The sequence below is a fragment of the uncultured Pseudoalteromonas sp. genome (assembly GCF_963922945.1).
GTDB lineage: Bacteria > Pseudomonadota > Gammaproteobacteria > Enterobacterales > Alteromonadaceae > Pseudoalteromonas.
In genome coordinates this window covers 17,108-31,077 of record NZ_CAWUKC010000021.1, presented here as the reverse complement: position 1 = coordinate 31,077, position 13,970 = coordinate 17,108, and the positions used below count along the sequence as shown (strand labels likewise).

The following is a 13,970-nucleotide window of genomic DNA, read 5'->3' as shown; positions in this document are numbered from 1 at the left end:
AATTAAAATGAATAACCAAGTAATTAATATTAACGATATAGAACTGGCTAATGACAAACCATTTGTATTATTTGGTGGTATGAATGTATTAGAATCGCGTGATTTGGCGATGCGTATTGCAGAGCATTACGTAGAAGTCACCACTAAATTAAATATCCCTTATGTATTTAAAGCCTCGTTTGATAAAGCAAACCGATCATCAATAAACTCTTACCGTGGTCCGGGTATGGAAGAAGGCTTAAAAATATTTGAAGAAATTAAAACTACCTTTAATATTCCGCTAATTACCGATGTACACGAACCACATCAAGCTGCCCCAGTTGCCGAAGTTGTTGATGTTATCCAACTGCCTGCTTTTTTGGCACGCCAGACAGATTTAGTTGTTGCTATGGCTAAAACGGGTGCCATCATTAACGTGAAAAAACCACAGTTTTTAGCTCCTCACGAAATGCGCCATATCATTACTAAATTTAATGAAGCGGGTAATAACAATGTTGCTCTGTGCGAGCGTGGCTCTAGCTTTGGCTACAACAACTTAGTCGTTGATATGTTGGGCATGGATGATATGAAAGCTATGGCGCCAGTTATTTTTGATGCAACCCATGCACTACAACGCCCAGGCGGGCGAGCAGATTCTGCAGATGGGCGCCGCGCACAAGCTGCCGAACTTGCACGCAGTGGTATGGCATTAGGCATTGCTGGTTTATTTATTGAAGCACACCCTAATCCTAATGAAGCTAAGTGTGATGGTCCATGTGCATTGGCACTGAGCAAGCTTGAAGGCTACTTATCGCAAATGAAAGCCGTGGATGAGTTAATTAAAAGCTTTGCACCTCTTGATACAAGTGCAAGTGACTTATAATGGCTATTTAGGCCATCGACAAAAAGCGACTTAGGTCGCTTTTTTTATGCCATTAATATACACGCACGACGATGCTGTATATAATCTTATGCATAAGAAAAACTAATTCTAAGCTTGGTCACTATGTCAAGACGAGTCCCTCCATTAAACGCACTAAAAGCTTTTGAAGCCGCGGCACGCCATTTAAGCTTTACTAAAGCAGCAGAAGAGCTTTATGTAACGCAAGCGGCAGTGAGCCATCAAATAAAAACACTTGAAGAACATTTAGGCTTAAAATTGTTTTTACGTAAAAACCGCTCGTTACTATTAACCGAAGAAGGCCAAGGCTATTTTTTAGATATTAAAGAGATTTTTACCCAGTTAATAGATGCCACCGAAAAGCTGCTTGCTCGCGGAGCAAAGGGCTCACTTACGGTAAGCTTAACCCCAAGTTTTGCAATTCAGTGGTTAGTTCCTCGGTTGAGCTTATTTAACGAGTTGCACCCTGAAATAGATGTGCGTATTAAGGCGCAAGATCATGATGAAAACTCGTTAACCGATGATGTTGATATTGCTATTTATTACGGCCGAGGCCACTGGAGTGGGGTGCAAACTTATAAACTGCACACCGAGTATTTGGTGCCTTTATGTAGCCCGCTGTTATTAAGTGGGCATAAACCGCTTAATCAACCGAGTGACTTAGCCCAACACACTTTATTGCACGATACCACACGCCGTAACTGGAAAACATGGATGAAAACGGCGGGAGTTCGCAATGTACAGGTAAACCAAGGCCCAATATTTAGTCACTCATCAATGGTTCTTCAAGCTGCAGTGCACGGACAAGGCGTTGCTATTGGTAATAGTGTACTTGCCAAGCCAGATATAGACGCAGGGCGTTTAGTGATCCCATTTAGTCACAGTTTAGAGAGTAAAAACGCGTATTACTTGGTTATTCGTGAATCACAAACCGAGCTGGGTAAAATTGTGTCGTTTAAAGATTGGATGCTGAGCTTAGTAGAACAAGAACAAGAGTATTGATAATGATTGAATGGTTTAAAAGTAACACACAGCCTGCTATTGCACAGTTTATATTTGCACACGGCGCAGGTGCTGGAAGTGACTCTGATTTTATGCAGCACATGGCTAAACTTATTAGTGCGCAAGGAATTGATGTGGGTTTGTTTGATTTTGAATACATGCAAATAGCAAAACAAACTAATAAACGCAGGCCACCAGAGCGTGCTCCTAAATTGTTGGCTTTTTACGAGCAAGTACTCACAAATGCGCAGCCTGAGCTGCCACTGTTTATTGGTGGAAAGTCGATGGGCGGGCGAATGGCGTCTATGCTTGCCTGTATTTCTAAACAACCAATAGCAGGTGTATTAGCGTTTGGCTACCCGTTTCACCCGCCAGGTAAACCCGAAAAGCTACGCACCGAGCATTTTGCAGACATCCCTTGCCCATTTTTAGTGTTACAAGGTGAGCGAGATACTTTTGGTACCCGTGAAGAGCTTAAAACGCTTTCTATGCCAAAACAGCCAACTTATGTTTGGCTTAGCGATGGTGACCATTCACTCAAACCGCGTAAAAAAAGTGGTGTAAGCGAGCTTGAAAATCGTGAAACTGCAGCGCGTGAAGCCAGTAAATTTATAGTCAACAGGGTGGAGCAATTATGATTAAATTATTTTTACTGACGGGCAGCATTTTTTGCATGCTGTCGGTTATGTTAGGCGCGTTTGCCGCACATGGCTTAAAAAGCCGATTAACGGAGTATTCGTTGGGTGTATTTAAAACTGGCGCTGAATATCAAATGGTGCACGGCTTAGCGCTGATTGCTGTTGCTATTTTGATTAAATGGGGGATTAACTTAACCATGGCGGGTGGCTTTTTCATTGCCGGCACGCTGCTTTTTAGTGGCAGTTTATATTTATTAGCATTAACAGGTATGAAGTGGTTAGGGCCAATAACCCCGTTAGGTGGGTTGTGTTTTATCATTGGTTGGGTCGTTATTCTAGTGCAAGTTGCACGATTTAAGTTTTAAAGAGTTTAAGGGTTAATATGTCTAGTGTTGTGATTTATTGTCGTAGTGGTTTTGAAAGTGATGCGGCTGCTGAAATAACGTTTCATGCTGCCGAGCAAGGTTTTGCTGGCTATGTAAAAGCTAAACCAAATACAGGCTACGTGATTTATGAATGTTTTGAAGCACAACACAGCGACGAAATAATCAAAAAGGTCGACTTTAAAAGTATGGTATTTGCGCGTCAATGGTTTGCAGGTACACTCATCGAAAATATGCCGGTAGAAGATAGGGTAACTGCAATAAAAGATGCCGCGAAGGCGTTTCCTTTATGTAGTGAATTGCGTGTAGAAACCCCCGACACCAATGAGGGCAAAGAGCTACTGACCTTTTGTAAAAAAATATCAACGCCATTAAAAAAAGCACTCGAAAAACAAAATACGGTATTGCGTGAGCCTAAGGCAAACCGTCCGGTAATGCATGTTTTATTTTTAGCAAACAACACCGCTTTTGTTGGCTACTCTTATAGCTATAATAACTCGCCGCTATTTATGGGCATTTTGCGTTTACGCATGCCAAGTGATGGACCGAGCCGCTCAACGCTTAAACTTGACGAAGCTTTTAATGTTTTTATTCCTGAAAAAGAGCGAGAAGAGCGAGTACAACCAGGTATGCGTGGTGTTGATTTAGGTGCCTGCCCGGGTGGCTGGACGTACCAATTAGTACGCAGAGGCATGTTTGTCAGCGCAATAGACAATGGCCCAATGAACGAAAGTTTAATGGAAACAGGCCAAGTTAAGCACTTTAGAGCAGATGGTTTTAAATATCGCCCAGAAAAAAGAAATATTGATTGGTTAGTATGCGATATGGTGGAAAAACCAGCCAAAGTGACTAATCTAATGATTGACTGGGCAGTAAACGCATACGCCAAAGAGCTTATATTTAATTTAAAGCTGCCTATGAAAAAACGCTTTGATAGTGTTTATGAATGCCTAACGATGATCAAAGAAGAGCTTACTAAGTACGGTATAACCTATGAATTGCAAGCTAAGCATTTGTATCATGATCGTGAGGAAATCACCGTTCATTTAAACGTTGTTAAGGTGCCCCAAAATTTGTATAGCTAAATCATAGAGGCATAAAAGTGGTATTAAATAATGTTTATAAATGGCTAGGGTTACTTTTTTTATCACTTTTAATTGCCGGTTGCGGCGGCGGGGGCGGTGATAGTGACACCACAGATAGTGGAGCAGCTGACAATTCGGCCCCGATCGTTAATGTTGATGTTAGCAGCAGTGTTATTGTTGCTAACCAAACCTTTACCATCACAGCGCAAGCAAGCGATAACGATGGACAAATATCAAGCTATCAATGGCAGCAGTTATCAGGCCCTGAATTTACTTTTACGGCTAATGGCAATGTACTCACAGTAACGGCCCCAAATGTGCAGAGTGACACTGACTTTAGCTTTTCGGTCGTTGTTACCGATAATGATGGTGCAACCACAGAGCAAGTTTTTTCAGGTACCGTTACAGTTCAAAATACGCCGCCAACAGTAAACATTACTGGCCCAAGCAGTGCACTGGCTAACACCCAAGTTAATTTAATAGCCAATGCACAAGATATAGATGGCACAATTAGCAGTATTGTGTGGGAACAATCTTCAGGACCCTCAGTTGAGTTTAGTCAAACAGAAGCAGAGCTTAGCTTTACTGCACCTAATGTAAGTAATAATGAAACGCTTGGTTTTAGTGTAACGGTCATTGACAATGCAGGGGGCACTGCACAAAGTAGTACAACAGTAATTATCACGCAGTTAAATAGCGCACCCAGTGTTACTCTAGCAGGGCCAGATGAGGCTATGCAAAATGAGTCAGTGACAATAACAGCCACAACGCAGGATAGCGATGGCACTATTAGCGAACTTAGCTGGCAGCAAACTAATGGTCCTGTAGTCGAATTTACCCGGGCCGAATCTAGCATTACCTTTACAGCCCCAACGGTTGCTCAAAACACAAATATTACCTTTTTAGCCACAGTTAAAGATAACGACGATGCTACTAATAGCGCGCAATTCACGGTGATTGTGATGCCGCCAAACAATCCACCTGTGGCAGACGATGCAACCGTTGAAGTGCAATATAATCTAAGCGCTGAGTTTAATTTGACAGTAAGTGACCCCGATGGTGATACGGTTCAAATAATTTTTCCTGACGATTTAGAAGGGGCACAGGTGAGCATTATTGATGCTCAAACACTGCGCTTTAGCTATACCCCCCCTTTAAATAGCATTTCTGCGAAGAGTTATACGTTGATAGCCAGTGATGGTGAAGACAGTACAAACTTTCTACTCAACACGACAATTGTTGACACCAGCCCTGCAACGGTGGTTTCAATAACGCCTGATGGTACTGCTGAGCCAGTATTGGTTGATACTCCCATTAGTATGATGTTTTCTGATGTGATGTTGAGGAGCTCGTTAACTGTAAATGATAGTGCGGGGAGCTGTGGAGGGAGTATTCAGGTATCAAGTGATGATTTTGCAAGCTGTGTTGCGCTTAATATAGAGAGCGTCTCAGGAGGGCCTGAACAGACCAATGATTATTTTAAAAGCGTTAACCTAAGCGCGGATTTTTTGGAAAATACAGCATACAAAGTGCGAGTAAATAACCAGTTAGTTAATTTTTTTGGTACAGCTGCAACAGCCACCGAGGTGAGTGAATTTACCACCTCAACGCAAGATTTAAAAATAACAGAGCTCATATCTGTACAATTTAGTAACGATACGCCCTGGGTCGAAATTTATAACGGCACGGGAGCGGCTGTTAATTTACAAAACTACTCGCTAAAAACGCGCGCAATTAATATGCTTGATAGCTCAGTCAGCGCAGAGCAAGTATTTACTCTACCTAATAAAGTAATAGAAAACGGAAGTTACGTTTTACTGCAAAGCCGCTTTGGCGATGAGTTTTTAGCAAGTGCTGCGCTAAATAACCCAAAAATTGCGCTGGTGGGAAACCAAAACGATGCGTTACGGCCTTACTGGTATATCAATGGCTTTGCGGAGTTATTAAATAGTGCTGCCACACAAACAATCGATTTTGTACGTTTTGGCAATTCCACCCAACAACCAGTAAATGCATCGCAATGGCAAAGCAACAATGCACCAGCAATGCAAGCTGAACAAGGCTCAAGCTTAAAGCGAGCGCTTGATTTAACTGATACCAACCAAGCAAGTGATTGGACTTACTCTGTTTTTAATACACCTGCGGCTCAAAATGATGTGAGCTGTGATACGGATGCCGATATAGACGGTATTCCTGATTGTGCTGAGCAAGAAGGGTCTACATTTGGTGGATTACCCTTGTACGAGTGGGGGGCACGGGAAAACCAAAAAGATATATTTATCGAAATTGATTATATGGACAGTAGCGATGCAGGTATTACGCCTCAGCGAATTGCACTTGAAAAAGTAGTGAGCGTTTTTGCAAGTAACGGTTACACCGTGCACTTTGATGTGGGTGATTTATTCGATCAAAGCATAGGCATTTCTGCGAATAATTTTGATTTAGGAGGGGGAAGCACCGTACCGTTTAATAGTTACACGCCATTTGAATATAACCAAGGGAGTGCTAATTTATTTGCCTATAAAATGGAGTATGCCGATACAGCGCGCCGACCTATTTTTCATTATTTGTTAATGGCAAATAGCGGTAATCCAGATGGCAGTATCAGTGGTTCAGGTATTGCAGAAATTAATGGTAATGATCTTATGCTGACCATGGGAGGATGGGGGTTATCGGTTGACGACCAAACATCACAAAATGTGACGAATAATTATCAAGCATCTACTATATTTCATGAACTAGGGCATAACCTTGGGCTTTATCATGGCGGTGATGAGGAGGTAAATTTTAAGCCAAATCATTTAAGCTCAATGAACTACTTATACCAATTAACAGGGCTCGCCACTATTGGTGATAATGAGGGCGACCGTTATTACGACCGGTTTTATACCAACAATATTAATTGTGATCTTTTTCCAAATACAAATAATCAAGCTGGTCCAACAGATGATTTTATAATTGATTATTCAAATGGCAGTGCGGCAGATATAAATGAAAGTGCTATTGAAGAAAGTGCAGGGCTAAACAGAGCAGGCTCTGAGGCGGTTGATTATAATTGTAATGCAATTTTAGGTGATGCATTAACTAACTTTGATGCAAACCAAGACTCGCAAATTACTATACTGACCGATGTTGATGAGTGGGGGATGATCGATCTGCAATTTTATGCCAAAAGTGCAGGTAATCGATTTGGTGCTGTTAACATGATGAACCAAAATTTGTTTAAGCGACAAAGCGTAACACCTGTTTCGAGTGCATTGCCGAGCTATATTAAAGAAGCTCCGCCGAGTGAGGCACTTATTAACCAAATTAAAGCAATAAAAGAGCAGTAAATGTACTATAAACTTATGCGGTTGGGGTTATTATACGTTGCCACATTTTGCTTAATATTGGCGTGTACTCATAAAGAAACCAATTTAAATCATATAAATAAAGATAGTGAATGGTCACTTACCGATAAGCTTTATTATAATAATGAAGCAGTAAATTGGCAGCAGAGCCAAGTAGACGGTTGCAGCATGTGTTTAATACAAACAAGCTCCGTGTTGCAACCCGAAGGTATAACTCGCTTCAATACACTTTATAAAAAAGGGCAGTGGATTGCAGTGCAAGAGCAAAGTAGTGTCAATGTTATAAGGTTAAAGCTTCCCTTGTACACACCGTACTTATACGTTGAGCAATTAGCAAACGGAGAGCTTAAATTATTTAATCAGCAGGTTACGCTTAAAGCCGCGATAGACCGCGTCGCTAACATCACTTTAAATGGGCAGTTGTTTGCGATAGTGATCACACAATTTAGTATGCTCGATGAAAAAACAGCAGCATTGCCTCGCCGAGCTAAATTAAATTACACTGCACTTAAGTTGAGATAGGTAAAAGCACCAAAAGGTGCTTTTATTTTTTGCTATACGTATTACTTAGCTCACTCGGTATTTAGGGCGGTAATTATCTACCCATAAGCGAGTAGCGCCACACACAGCTACAGGCATAACGATTAAATTAATAAACGGGATTGCACTTAGCAACATGACAGCAAAACCAAAGCCATAAGATAAACTTTGCTTTGATTTTAAATCGTCTTTCATGTGCTTAAAGGCAATCTTGTGGTTATCGAAGGCAAAGTCTTTGTATTGAACGGCATACATCCAACACGTAAATAAAACCCATAGTATTTGCCCTAACACAGGTAGGATCCACAATAAGATAAAAAAGCCAATTGCACGGGGCAAGTAGTAGCAAAGCTTTGTCCACTCTCTGCCAACCATTCGGGGTATATCTTTGATTAAATCAGCAAAGCCATCGTCATTTATTTTTTGACCGGTGAGATAAAGCTCTACTTTTTCGCTGAGTAGTCCGTTAAAAGGAGCTGCTATAAAGTTAGTGATCACAGTAAATACCATGCTGTAACTAAATAACACAACTAAAATTGCAATTGGCCACATTAACCATTCTAACCAGCTTAACCACTCGGGCAGCATAGTGCTTATGTAGTTAAAGCTGTCGCTTAGCCAGCCGACTAAAAAGAATAATGAGCTACCAAACAGCAAAATATTCAGTAAAAGTGGAATAAGCACAAAACGCTTAAGCCCTTTTTGGCTAATTAATTTAAAGCCAGAAAAAAAATACTCCATACCTTGTATGATTTGCACAGCGACCTCTAAAAACACTTATTATTGCTAGCAGTATAAATAGCTTGTTTGCTTTGAACAGCTTTTTTAAGTAACAAAGTGTTTAAATTGCTAATCTACTACACGCACTTGAGTGAAGTTTTGCGTGTTTTATGTTAATAATTTGTTTATTTATTGTTTTTTTGTATAGTATATATTTCTTAGTTAAGGAATGGTCCTTTAAATTGGTAAGCTAATGATTATAACGGTAGTAAATAGCCTCGCAATTCTTAGTTTTTAACTATACTCAATTTAATTAAACAAACTAGGGGCAGTAATTGGCTTAAATAAACTGCATATAGTTAAAGTGCTTAGTCTAGTTTAGAGTACCTACATGTATGGTGAAGTATGAATACCGAACGACTGAAACAATTGTTATCTCACCAGCAAGATATATTATCTAAAATTGCATTAGGCGCTGGCCTAGACGAAATACTCGAAGATATTTGTTTTGCGATAGAGGAAGTTATTGACAGTAAATCAGCAAGGTGTTCAATTCTTTCTTTGAGTGGGGAGCAGCTTTTCCATCGCGCAGCCCCCAATATTGCCACTGGTTATTTGCAAGCTATCAATGGTTTATTTATTGGGTCTAATGTCGGCTCATGTGGCTCTGCTGCATTTCATCAAACGCGTGTTATTGTTCATAATATTGATCAGTCACCCCTTTGGGAAGACTTTAAAGAGTTAGCACATAGCTATGGATTGTATTCATGCTGGTCTACACCAATTATATCAAGTCATTCTGAGGTTTTAGGCACCTTTGCTATTTATCATGACAAGCCAAAATCACCTAACAGACAAGATTTAGAACTTATTGATTACTTTGTACACTTTTCAAGTATTGCACTTGAAAAAAACGCGGAGTCACTCAAAGCAAAGCAGCTTGTTGCCGACCTACAAAAAAGTAATGAAAAGTTTAAAGCATTTACGCAGGTAATGCCTGATCTGATTTTAATTTTAAATGAAGACGGTGTGTATACCGATATCTATGGCATGTCAGATGATCTATTGCTTAAATCGAACAATCACTTGATTGGTCAAAATGTACAAGATTTGTTTCCTAAAAAAGACGCTGAGATGATAATAAATGTGATCAGCGAAACATTACGTACGAATGAAATGCAAATCTTTGAATATGACTTAACCGTGCCAAAAGGAAACATTACGTTTGAGGGGCGAGCCGCAGCACTTGATAACTATATACCGGATGATCCATCAAAAAGGCATATAGTGTGGATGGCAAGAGATGTAACCCTACGAAAACAAGCTGAGCAAGAAGTTCAGCGGTTAGCCTTTTTTGATCCGCTAACCAGTTTACCTAACAGAAGGATGCTAAGTGACAATTTAACAAAGTGCATAGAGCGTATAAAACGAACAAAAAAAACCGGCGCTTTATTGTTTTTAGACTTAGATGATTTTAAAAGAATAAATGATTCATTAGGCCATGGCGCAGGTGATGTGGTGCTAGTCGAGTTAGCAAAACGTTTAAGCGCAGTGATCAGAGCATCTGATACATTGGCCAGAGTCGGTGGCGATGAGTTTATTATTTTACTTGAGTATATTGGAGAAGATAATCAGCAGGCCAGTGTAGAGTCAGAAATAGTAGCCAAAAAAGTACAAGCCGTATTTAATGAAAAATTTTCGGTGGGTGAATTAGATTTTCAGGTTAGTTGCAGCATCGGTATTTGTTTAATAAATGAAGAAAACGCGCTGACCGATAACATATTAAAATTTGCTGACACAGCTATGTATCGCTCTAAAGCTAAAGGTGGAAATAGTTGTAGTTTTTATGACCCTAAGTTACAAACCTTACTTGAAAAGCAAGCTGAACTTGAAACTGATATTGTAAGAGCAATTATAAATAATGAGTTTTGTGCTTATTTTCAGCCACAAATTAGCATGCAAGGCAAGCTTGTCGGTGCTGAGGCACTGATCCGCTGGCTGCACCCTGTAAAAGGACTTATATCACCTAATCAATTTATACCTATTGCTGAACAATACGGTCTAATTCAAAAGTTACAAACTATTGTGTTGCGCGATATTTGCGGTTTATTAAATCAGCTTGGTGCAAAAAACATGATCGATAAGGAATTTTGTGTATCGATAAATATTTCTCAAAGACAATTCAACTCTACCGAGCTTAAAAACGAGCTTTGCAAAACGATTAATGAATTTAATATAAATCCTGCACAAATCAAACTTGAGATCACCGAAACCATGCTATCAGGCGATATTAACAGCACAATAAAGCAAATGACGGAGCTACAAGAACAAGGGTTTGTGTTTTCTATAGACGACTTTGGCACCGGCTATTCCTGTTTAGCCCATTTAAATGCTTTTCCTGTACAAGAAATAAAAATAGATAAGAGCTTTATCGATAAGATTCTTGATAAAGGCAAGGGCTTTAATATTGTAAATACTATAATTAGTCTAGGAAAAAGCCTAGATATAACTGTAGTGGCCGAAGGAGTAGAGCAAAAAGAGCAATTTGAGTTGCTAACTATGCTTAACGCAGACTGCATGCAAGGTTATTTGGTTGCAAAGCCGATGAATGCAACTGATTACTTATCTTGGCACGCTCAACAAATAAAAAAGAGGGCTTAATAACATAAGCTAATAGCTAAGCGATAAAATTGTCCTAACATTTAATACAAAACTTTTTACCTGATTAAAACATTTTGTTCAAACAAGACTAGGAACATACGTACTAAGTATATATTATGAAACCACTATAAAGATTCAAAATAATAAGATGGACGACAAGAGATGCAGTTAGTCGAATTAAACCCTAAGGATCCAGATGTAGTTAATGTGTTTGCAGATATAGATAGACTGATAAACTCCTTATACCCCGTGGCTACAGCCCAATCTCTTAAATTAGAAGAATTAAGTGAAGAAAACGTTTACGCAATTGGTTTAAAAAACGAAGATGGTATTATCGCCTGTGGTGCCATTGTTAAACAAAATGATGGCGTGATCTATGGCGAAATAAGACGTTTATACGTAAAGCCAAGCTACCGCGGCAGAGGTTTTTCAAGACGCATAATGCAAAACCTACTGCATTACGCCGGCGAGACAAAAATCCCACTTATTCGATTAGAAACCGGTCCAAAGCAAACCGAGTCAATTAGTTTATATGAAGATTTAGGTTTTGAGCGCTGTGCAAGCTTTGGCAGTTATAAAGATGACCCTCAAAGTGTGTTTATGGAGCTTGGGTTAAGTCCTGAGCCAAAATAAGCCCCCTTGCTTACTCTTTGCGCCTGCCTTTTTAGGGTAGGCGCAGATAATACTTCACTGTTTTTCATTGCGCTGTTCGTATAAAATTCACCACGTAAATTTTAATCTGTATTTAGCACTTTATAAGTGAGAATTTTATCTTTAATAACAGTAGCCCAAAATCAATGAGTGATTTAACAGTAGTAACCCACAGCGGTAATTTTCATGCCGACGACGTGTTTAGTATTGCGGTACTTAAGCATGTATTGCCTGCCTTTAACTTGGTACGTACCCGCGATAAAGCCATAATAGAAAGTGCCGATATTGTTGTTGATGTAGGCGGTGAATATAACCCTGATACAGGGCGTTTTGATCATCACCAGCGCGGTGGCGCAGGTGAGCGCGAAGATGGCACGCCTTACTCGTCATTTGGCTTAATTTGGAAAAAGTATGGTTTAGAACTGTGTGACAATAACCAAGCGGTGGCTGATAGAGTAGACACTGGTTTAGTCTCTACTATTGATGCTATCGATTGTGGTTACGTAAAAGGCGTGGTTGAGGGTATAACGCTTAGCCAAACGCTTTCTATGTTTAATCCAACGTGGGAAGAGCAAGGTAACTTTGATGAATGTTTTGATGAAGCCGTTGAGTTTGCAGCGCGTTTATTAACTCGTTTTATAGCTTCAGCAAAAGGCAGTATCAATGCCAAAGATATTGTTGCTAAAGCGATAGACGAGGCAAAAGATCCGCGCGTGATTATTTTAGAAAAATATACACCATGGAAAAAAACAGTGCACCATTTATCAAACGATGCGTTATTTATGGTTTACCCTTCGCAAAACGGTCAATGGATTATTCAAACAGTCCCTGTAGAGCCAGGCTCCTTTGAAGACAGAAAATCACTGCCAAAAGCCTGGGCTGGGTTATCTGATGAAGAGTTTCAAGCGGAGACCGGATTAGATGACGCTGTATTTTGTCATAATGGTTTATTTATAGCTGGTACAAAATCATTCGAAAGTACAATGAAACTTGCCGAAGTGGCCCTTGCTGATTGATCCGATGCAACCTTATGCTAAGTAGTTAATTTGTCGCTACTTAGCTTTTTATATTGGTATTTATAGTAGGTGTGGATTTATGTTTGAAGTAAAAACAATTGCGTTATTTTTCCTAACGGCCCTTGCTGAGATTATTGGCTGTTACTTACCATACCTTTGGCTTAAAGAAGATAAATCCATACTCCTATTAATACCCGCTGCAATGAGTTTGGCGTTATTTGCTTGGTTGTTAACGTTGCACCCAGCAGCCGCAGGGCGTGTGTATGCCGCTTACGGTGGTGTGTATATATGTGTTGCATTATTGTGGTTATGGGCCGTGGATGGGGTAAAGCTCACCATGTGGGATTTAGTTGGTGGAACCGTTGCTTTAATTGGAATGGCTATTATTATTTTTGCGCCTAAATCAACTTAACAGCTTGGGCCTTGCTGGCTAACATTATTGTTTATATCGCTCAATTAAATTAGCAACGACTTTTTTATATCTTAGCGTTAAATCAGGGTTATCAATTAAGCTTGTTTGTACAACATGTCCGGTATATAGGCTATAAAATTCGTAGGCAAAATGATTTGGCTCTTTATCTTGGCTAAAGTAGCCCTGTGTTTGGCAGTTAACCGCAAGTTTAGTGAGGTAATTAATCATCCTTACGTGCTGGTCTTGCATAAATTGCCTTACCAAACAATGTGGGCTTGCTTTAAATTCTACCGAGGCCTTAATAAGCGGGCAACTTGCCGGCTTATTAGGTGATTGCATATCTAAAAAATGTAGCCATTCAAGCCAGCGCTGCTGAAAATTATTTAAATGAATTAACGCGTCTGTATTAACAGATGCCTCAACAACTTGTTTTTTAAATTCGTCTTCTGTGTAGGCCAATATTGCTACTTGCATATCTTCTTTATTGGCAAAGTGAGAGATCACCCCAGTGCGCGACATATTGGTCACTGCCGCAATTTTTCCTATTGATATGCTATACAAGCCATGTGCAGCTGCATAGGCCATTCCTTTGTGTAAAATATTGCGTTTTGTGCTCTCACTTTTTTTCATCG

At 39.9% G+C, this 13,970-nt stretch carries 13 protein-coding genes; 11 read left to right on the top strand and 2 right to left on the bottom strand.

Features of this window, described 5'->3' with window-relative positions; translation table 11 throughout:
* Nucleotides 1–7 precede the first annotated feature (7 nt).
* The 7 genes from kdsA to AABI99_RS06800 all read left to right on the top strand — a co-directional run bounded on the left by kdsA (nt 8) and on the right by AABI99_RS06800 (nt 7,860).
* Nucleotides 8–862 carry a 3-deoxy-8-phosphooctulonate synthase gene (gene kdsA, locus AABI99_RS06830; RefSeq protein ID WP_338364775.1) on the top strand — a complete coding sequence of 285 codons (855 nt, stop codon included), beginning with the start codon at nt 8–10 and terminating at the stop codon, nt 860–862.
* 123 nt (nt 863–985) lie between these two features.
* Nucleotides 986–1,882: a transcriptional regulator GcvA gene (locus AABI99_RS06825; protein ID WP_338364773.1), complete on the top strand. Its 897-nt coding sequence runs from the start codon at nt 986–988 to the stop codon at nt 1,880–1,882.
* 2 nt (nt 1,883–1,884) lie between these two features.
* Nucleotides 1,885–2,520, top strand: coding sequence for an alpha/beta family hydrolase (locus tag AABI99_RS06820; RefSeq protein ID WP_338364771.1), 636 nt, complete (start codon nt 1,885–1,887; stop codon nt 2,518–2,520).
* Entirely contained in the window at nt 2,517–2,885 is a 369-nt protein-coding gene (locus tag AABI99_RS06815; RefSeq protein WP_338364768.1) for a DUF423 domain-containing protein, read from the top strand. Before AABI99_RS06820 ends, AABI99_RS06815 begins: the two co-directional genes overlap by 4 nt.
* Before the next feature lie 17 nt (nt 2,886–2,902).
* Entirely contained in the window at nt 2,903–3,988 is a 1,086-nt protein-coding gene (gene rlmM / locus AABI99_RS06810; protein WP_338364766.1) for a 23S rRNA (cytidine(2498)-2'-O)-methyltransferase RlmM, read from the top strand.
* 17 nt (nt 3,989–4,005) lie between these two features.
* Nucleotides 4,006–7,320: a lamin tail domain-containing protein gene (locus AABI99_RS06805; RefSeq protein WP_338364764.1), complete on the top strand. Its 3,315-nt coding sequence runs from the start codon at nt 4,006–4,008 to the stop codon at nt 7,318–7,320.
* Nucleotides 7,321–7,860, top strand: coding sequence for a hypothetical protein (locus AABI99_RS06800; protein WP_338364760.1), 540 nt, complete (start codon nt 7,321–7,323; stop codon nt 7,858–7,860). It begins immediately after the preceding gene.
* A 45-nt stretch (nt 7,861–7,905) separates the two neighbouring features.
* Here the strand turns inward: AABI99_RS06800 and cysZ are convergent, their stop codons facing one another.
* A complete protein-coding gene (gene cysZ, locus AABI99_RS06795) occupies nt 7,906–8,637 on the bottom strand; it encodes a sulfate transporter CysZ (protein ID WP_338364757.1) in 732 nt (243 codons plus the stop codon).
* 366 nt (nt 8,638–9,003) lie between these two features.
* Here cysZ and AABI99_RS06790 point away from each other — a divergent pair, with 366 nt between their 5' ends.
* From AABI99_RS06790 to AABI99_RS06775, 4 genes are all read left to right on the top strand, one after another.
* Nucleotides 9,004–11,259, top strand: a complete 2,256-nt coding sequence (locus AABI99_RS06790; RefSeq protein ID WP_338364755.1) for an EAL domain-containing protein — start codon at nt 9,004–9,006, stop codon at nt 11,257–11,259.
* A gap of 162 nt (nt 11,260–11,421) precedes the next feature.
* Nucleotides 11,422–11,892 (top strand): GNAT family N-acetyltransferase, encoded by a 471-nt coding sequence (locus AABI99_RS06785; RefSeq protein WP_338364753.1) that lies wholly within the window; start codon nt 11,422–11,424, stop codon nt 11,890–11,892.
* Between the two features lie 164 nt (nt 11,893–12,056).
* Entirely contained in the window at nt 12,057–12,926 is an 870-nt protein-coding gene (locus AABI99_RS06780) for an MYG1 family protein (protein WP_338364750.1), read from the top strand.
* Between the two features lie 79 nt (nt 12,927–13,005).
* Nucleotides 13,006–13,338: a YnfA family protein gene (locus AABI99_RS06775; protein ID WP_338364748.1), complete on the top strand. Its 333-nt coding sequence runs from the start codon at nt 13,006–13,008 to the stop codon at nt 13,336–13,338.
* Between the two features lie 24 nt (nt 13,339–13,362).
* Here AABI99_RS06775 and AABI99_RS06770 read toward each other — a convergent pair whose 3' ends face one another.
* Nucleotides 13,363–13,968, bottom strand: a complete 606-nt coding sequence (locus tag AABI99_RS06770; RefSeq protein ID WP_338364746.1) for a TetR/AcrR family transcriptional regulator — start codon at nt 13,966–13,968, stop codon at nt 13,363–13,365.
* Between the last annotated feature and the right edge of the window lie 2 nt (nt 13,969–13,970).

Coding starts and splice junctions, on each gene's coding strand:
- AABI99_RS06825 (WP_338364773.1), top strand. CDS start 986: ATGTCAAGACGAGTCCCTCCATTAAACGCACTAAAAGCTTTTGAAGCC.
- kdsA (WP_338364775.1), top strand. CDS start 8: ATGAATAACCAAGTAATTAATATTAACGATATAGAACTGGCTAATGAC.
- AABI99_RS06775 (WP_338364748.1), top strand. CDS start 13,006: ATGTTTGAAGTAAAAACAATTGCGTTATTTTTCCTAACGGCCCTTGCT.
- AABI99_RS06770 (WP_338364746.1), bottom strand. CDS start 13,968: ATGAAAAAAAGTGAGAGCACAAAACGCAATATTTTACACAAAGGAATG.
- rlmM (WP_338364766.1), top strand. CDS start 2,903: ATGTCTAGTGTTGTGATTTATTGTCGTAGTGGTTTTGAAAGTGATGCG.
- AABI99_RS06815 (WP_338364768.1), top strand. CDS start 2,517: ATGATTAAATTATTTTTACTGACGGGCAGCATTTTTTGCATGCTGTCG.
- AABI99_RS06820 (WP_338364771.1), top strand. CDS start 1,885: ATGATTGAATGGTTTAAAAGTAACACACAGCCTGCTATTGCACAGTTT.
- AABI99_RS06780 (WP_338364750.1), top strand. CDS start 12,057: ATGAGTGATTTAACAGTAGTAACCCACAGCGGTAATTTTCATGCCGAC.
- AABI99_RS06785 (WP_338364753.1), top strand. CDS start 11,422: ATGCAGTTAGTCGAATTAAACCCTAAGGATCCAGATGTAGTTAATGTG.
- AABI99_RS06790 (WP_338364755.1), top strand. CDS start 9,004: ATGAATACCGAACGACTGAAACAATTGTTATCTCACCAGCAAGATATA.
- AABI99_RS06800 (WP_338364760.1), top strand. CDS start 7,321: ATGTACTATAAACTTATGCGGTTGGGGTTATTATACGTTGCCACATTT.